The 6,000-nt window shown below is 58.4% G+C and carries 4 protein-coding genes; all 4 read right to left on the bottom strand.

The window, feature by feature from the left end:
- Window positions 1-112: 112 nt before the first annotated feature.
- The 4 genes from E0E18_RS14535 to E0E18_RS12190 all read right to left on the bottom strand — a co-directional run bounded on the left by E0E18_RS14535 (window position 113) and on the right by E0E18_RS12190 (window position 5,705).
- Complete coding sequence (locus E0E18_RS14535) at window positions 113-613, bottom strand: transposase (RefSeq protein WP_419866054.1); 501 nt, start codon at window positions 611-613, stop codon at window positions 113-115.
- A gap of 158 nt (window positions 614-771) precedes the next feature.
- Complete coding sequence (locus tag E0E18_RS12200; protein ID WP_130841057.1) at window positions 772-1,161, bottom strand: transposase; 390 nt, start codon at window positions 1,159-1,161, stop codon at window positions 772-774.
- 304 nt (window positions 1,162-1,465) lie between these two features.
- Entirely contained in the window at window positions 1,466-3,799 is a 2,334-nt protein-coding gene (locus tag E0E18_RS14350; RefSeq protein ID WP_161972291.1) for a collagen-binding domain-containing protein, read from the bottom strand.
- A gap of 934 nt (window positions 3,800-4,733) precedes the next feature.
- Window positions 4,734-5,705 carry a class E sortase gene (locus tag E0E18_RS12190; protein ID WP_237559774.1) on the bottom strand — a complete coding sequence of 324 codons (972 nt, stop codon included), beginning with the start codon at window positions 5,703-5,705 and terminating at the stop codon, window positions 4,734-4,736.
- Window positions 5,706-6,000 lie beyond the last annotated feature (295 nt).

The following is a 6,000-nucleotide window of genomic DNA, read 5'->3' as shown; positions in this document are numbered from 1 at the left end:
TGACTCCTCGAGGATTCTTTAGACGGTTGACTCGAAGGATCACACGGTGGCCGCTCTACATCCGTGCACAACACGGATTCGTAGAGGGGCTCGGCCACCGAGTTACACCACTCTATGGGGCACTACTTCCGGGTGCCCGAACGCGCCGATCAAGTCCGGGTAGATACTGCCAAGTGACCTGCAACGCGACGTAGTCGTCATCGGTATCCCACAGCAGTTGCAGTCGTTGTTTCTGCCGGTCGGTGAGATAGTCCGTTCTGGTCAGCAGGCCCCGGCGGTGCTTGTACAGCGGATCGTCCTTCCTCCCCCGCCGCCCAGTGGTTTCCCGCTGTAGGCGTTGCCGACACCCGGTGAGTTTCTCGGCGGCCAGGTGGACGACGTGGAACTTAGTCCATGACCTTCCGCGCCGCAGGGAGTGCGTGGTCGACGGCGGTGGCGTAGCCGGTGAATCCGTGCCACTTGTCACGACCTTTACCCCGGCCTGGAAGTCCGGGTCACGTTCACAAAGCCAGGTCCGCAGAACCTCTGCGCTGCGGCCCGGCCGCATGTCGATCAGACGGGCCGGACCCGCCCCGTCGACCAGTGAGGTCAGATCCACCAGTACCGTAACCATTGAGGACGGTTCACCGGGGCGGCGGGTGTGCTTCCAGACATGCTCATCGACTCCGAGGATCCGTACTCCGCCCCAGGTGCGACGGGTCGGCGTAGACAAGGTTGCGGGCTGCGGTGACGGCGACCTTGTTGACCAATTCCCAGCCCACCCCGAGCGCCTTAGCAGTGGCTTTCACACTCATCCGGTCGATGGCAAGGCGCTGGAGGATCCAGCGGGGTCACCCGCCCGGTCAGCGTGGCTCCATCGTCGGCGCACGGCAGGGAGGTCTGGACGATCTTCTTGCCGCAGGCGGGGTTGGTGCAGGTGAAGCTGGGTACCCGGACGTGCAGGCGAGTGGGGAACCCCACGACCAGCAGGTCGACGAGTCGACGTCGGACGTGGTCCCGCTTCGCCCCAGGCATCGCGCAGTCCGGGCAGGAATAGGCGACTGACACCGGGGCAGTGTCGATGATGGTGAGTGTGCCGGCGTCGGCAGCACCGGTGATCGTCAGTCCGAGTTCCGCAGTGCGGCAGATGGTGTCGGCGACGAGGTTGCCAGTAGGGTGCACGGTAGGGTCCTGGTTCGGTCAGATGGAAGCTTCGCATCTCTCATCTTGTACCGGCCGGGGCCTGTGCATGTTGTGCCACCCCGGACCCCGTCCTACTGCCAGCTATACGCACTCCCCACCGCGAAGAGCCAGTAAACCACGCTGTTTTCAACAATCAGTACAGCTGGGTACACATGGCGAGAACCTCCCCGGCCGTGTCCACGGGGATCATCCATGGTCACCGACGGGGAGGACTATCTCTCAGAGGCATTCCCGTGCCATATCACATCTGACGACGTGAATGAGCGGCCTCAGATGGCGGGAGTCAGGCCTCGCGACGACTCCTCATCACCAACCATGCACCCCCACCGACGAGAATCACGGCGAGTGCACCAAGACCCATAACACTTGCACCGGTGTTGGCCAGGCCGCCACCGTGGGACTCGGGGCCAGCGCTAGGACGGGCGCTGTCAGAATCAATGGTCTCGTGGTCAACTTCCGGATAATTCACGATCGGAGAATCAGGCGCATCCGGGTTCACCGGATTCACAGGGATTACCGGAGCGACCGGGATGGTCGGGATGATCGGGATGATGATGGCGGCGTCGTTGTCGTCCGTGACATTCTCGACAGTCACCTTAGCGACCTGGTTCTCCACGAGAGTGACGGTTCCTTGTCGGGAAGCTCCCTTCTCGTCGACCACTCCATCACCGGACCAGACGATGTCGGACCAGGCGACACCATTTATGGATGACGAAGCATTGGCCTCCGTCAGGGTAATCTCCACTCCGTGCGGCAGGTCTGAGACGTCCACCGGGGTATCCGGAGTAACAGTCACCTTCCTGAACTGTTCGATACCTTCACTGTCCTTCCAAGACAGCAGGATGTCATAAGCTGCGTCCTCCTCAGACTTAACCTCATTAGCTTTGTCACCGCTGATCTTCTTCTGGATTTCTATACCGGTGACAGGCTCACTCGGCTCCGTGGTACCCGGCTCACTCGGCTCCGTGGTACCCGGCTCACTCGGCTCCGTGGTACCCGGCTCACTCGGCTCCGTGGTACCCGGCTCACTCGGCTCCGTGGTACCCGGCTCACTCGGCTCCGTGGTACCCGGCTCACTCGGCTCCGTGGTACCCGGCTCACTCGGCTCCGTGGTACCCGGCTCACTCGGCTCCGTGGTACCCGGCTCACTCGGCTCCGTGGTACCCGGCTGCTCCGCAATGACGAAGGTCTGGGCCTTGTCACCCGCGTCGTTGTGTGTCGCGACCTCCTTGCCGTCGAGACTCAGAGCCTCAAGCACGACCAACGACTTTCCTGCATACTTGGCGGCTTGCTCGCCAGAGATCTTGAACTCCATCGCAACGGTGCCGTCGACCGTGGCCTCCCCGCCAGTGGAAGGCGGGGTGGTGAAAGTCACCGCGCCCTTGATTCCTGTTTCCTCACCCTCGGCCGTCACCAGCTGGCCCGCCATGGTGTATTCGGTCGCGGGCTTCAGGTCATGGAAAGTCACCGTGTCAGTGATCGAACCACCATTCGTAGAAATGGTCTTGCCGTCGGCTCCATCGACGGCACCCTCCGTTACAGTCGCGGAGGTAGCGATGGAAGGCACCGCATCCTCATCTGCGGTGTCACAGGGCAGCTTCGCCGAGAATGCGTGGTGATGCACCTCTCCGGCGCTAGGCCCAGCAGTCACCGAGCTACCGGAATACCACTGGCCGTTTGTGGTCGTATTCGAGTCGAATTTCAGAGAGGAATTCGGAGCCCACATGGCGCCAAGAGGCACTTCGGTAATTGAAACCTCACCACTGACATCGGATAGATCAAACATAATGTAGCGAGCCAGCTCCTGGTCTGCGCCACCTACATCCCATCCCTCGAAGTCTAGCTTAAGATCCGTGGTCCCAGCCGGAACGTGGATAATCAGGGGCGCAGCGGCGGTTGGCTTGTAGCCGCCCGCCTTCGCCATCTTCATCTTATGTTGAGTAAAGTTGGCCAAGTCTCCGTACTCAATAACGTTAGGCTTATCGGTCGAAAAGCCCGAGGGGGCAGGCGATCCACCTTCCTCGCCGATCGTGACCTTGTTCACGGAGCTCGCTTCTGACAGATACAGCGAATCAAGGCATTTGTTCGCCTGTGAGACCTTGGTGTCCAGAGCTTCGAAGTAGGAGGCCACAGTATCTTGCGCAGCCTTGTATGGGCTCAAGTCATTAACGAAAGGGGTTGCCGCCTGCAGATCGATATTTCCTTCCTCCTCTCCTGCCGCAGTACGGTGAAGTCGCACGAAGTTACTCCGCTGCTTAGCTTCTAGACCCTCGGTCTTGACAAGTTTGGCTACAGCCTTGCCCGCCTCAGAACCGTCTACTGCTCCCCGGTTCGAGACATCAAAAGACCCGTTTCCGACAAAGCTGTCCGCCAAGATACGGACCGGAACACCATCCACCTTTGGGACAGAGTAATCCCCCGTTCCCGCCGCCTTGTGAATTACTGGATAGTTGGACTTTGTTGACTCCAACGACTTGAAAGCTGCGACGGACCCTTCAAGCTCACCGTTACCCAGTTTCACGTCACCACGCCCTACGATAGTGAACCCGTTGTTCACTTCAAAGGGATTAATGGACGCATTGTCGGCTGCCGCGGCAGTTCCCGTCGATACGGCCATACCGGCAAAGAGTGCAGAAACACCGATCGCCGATATCGCACGCCTCCAACCGGGAACTGCATTCATTCTTAATGATCGATTCAATTCGACTCTCCTTAGAGCAAGTGGACGTGCCAGGTAAAAGTAGTCGACGTAAACTCTTACCGGGCTTTTGTTTGACTCACTAAGACCGCCAGTTCAAGAGTCATAGCGAGCGAATTATAAGTCCAGTCCACGTATGAATAAAAGTTATCACCCGACACTTTTTATTCGTTCCCCCCCCTTACATATTCGATTCTTCTTGTTTGAGTGTGGGGTAGGGCCAGGGATCCGTCATAGTCGGTGATGAACGGTCATGACCAGCACAGTTGGCCTGTCAAACACAGCCGCGAAGTACCGCTGAGCCGGTTGGATGTCCTCACGGCCGATCAGCCGCAGCACACTGATCGCTGTGTTCCGTAGCGTCGCCATCACCCGTGGGCCGACCCCGGTACCGATTAGCGACGCATCCTCACCGAAGACCACGTCACGGCCCCAGTGCAGCTTGTTCTCAATGCCCCAATACCGCTGAACCCACCTCGGCAGCATCACCACACCGCGGCAGACGCCGCGTGATGACAGGTACGGGAGTCTCTACAAAACTCGGAGCGATTCAATCAACCGACTCGGGCGGAACCACCCGGGTGAGCACATCGATGGAGACGAGACCGGACAAGCGGGTGTGAGTGGATGGTGTGAACTTTCCGACGCGTGGCATGGCGCCAACGTACCACCAGAGAACATAACTTAACATTATTGGGGCTAAAGCGTAACATCACTAAACGGGAGAATGGACTCCCACCATGGAAACACAATCTCCATCAACAAAAAAAATGCCGCGGCCAACAATAAAAAAACAGCAATAGCACGCACCAACCTCGGACCGGGCAGGTGCCGCCACAACCATGAATACATCTCATTCTCCTCCAGCCAACACAGCGGGAACAATTCCTTCCACCTTGGATTCAGAATGTTCAAGAACCGCGTGGACTATCATCCGCTCCTTATTCGAGAAGCGTGGGTTACATGTCGTCAAAGTGAGAATGGGAAGATCACCCTCAGAGACAAATGCACCACCAGTTCCCGGGACAGGGTTAAGAACGCTGATGTTCCCCGGCGAGGTCACGTACCTTCCGGGTAAATTCGCATATCTTCCGGACACAACTTCATCGACAACAGGGGCGTGAAGGCAATTTTGCACCGCTCCCCTACGAGAAATCTCCGATGAATTCTCGTCGTTACCGACGGGAAGAACTCGGTAAATGTACCAGGTTGTAGCTGTCTCCACCACCACCGCATCACAAGTGCTGAGGTAACCCAAATCATTGAACGGGGCACCGCGCCCCACCCTATGTCCGGCCACCGCGAAGTTCCCCGGCTGTCCCGGCAGCTGAGTGTTCACGTAGTGCCCGGGACCCCGGTCCAGGGCATCATCGGACGTCCCCTGCACCACTGCGTAACTGAAGTCTGGGCCAAACGAGGGGATGAACATGCGAGCGAAAGCGGCACCTTCCACATCGCGGGTCAGCGGGCGAGGATTCTCGTCCGCCCACTGCCGCTCCAGGTCCCCGGACGCCTGGGCCTGCAGTTTCCCGGCTTCAATGTCCGTCCACCAGACCTGGTAGACGACGAAAAGGGCCACAATGACGCCGAGAGTCAGAAGCAGTTCCCCCGTGACCGAAGCGAAGGTCGGAGTTCTCCGTTGTGCGTCAGAGCCCGACTCGCTCTTTCTGTCCGCACTGTGCTTCGCCACACGCGCATTATCACCCTGTTCGACCAGACAGGCCAGCACGCGGAAGTTACAGCCCGAACTATTTACCCCCGCATCTCTGACGCACCAGAACATATTCCAACAATAGTAAACTACGCGAAAGTTGCCAAGCTGCATTCACCACACCGAAAGATGAATCACTTCCACACCATTAAAGGATAACGGAAGAGCTACTCGCCGGTACTTCACTGACCGCGGCCGCGCCTCACTCCCAGAATACCGTCTTACGCGATCAGCATCCCCACACTGCTTGTGATTACTTTATCATCCTTCAGTTTGCGTACCTCCCCCTCAATGGGGTCACTTCGGCGCAGCAGACCCCTCTTCCACACCACCCCTGAACTTGTCGACACTTACCCTTTGACAGGGCAACAACCTCGACAGCAGTGAATTCAACTTGCATTCCCGATGC

Origin of the sequence: Corynebacterium neomassiliense (genome assembly GCF_900626215.1) — a bacterium.
GTDB classification, from domain to species: domain Bacteria; phylum Actinomycetota; class Actinomycetes; order Mycobacteriales; family Mycobacteriaceae; genus Corynebacterium; species Corynebacterium neomassiliense.
The sequence above is the reverse complement of the archived record's forward strand: the minus strand, read 5'-3'. Positions and strand labels throughout refer to the sequence as shown.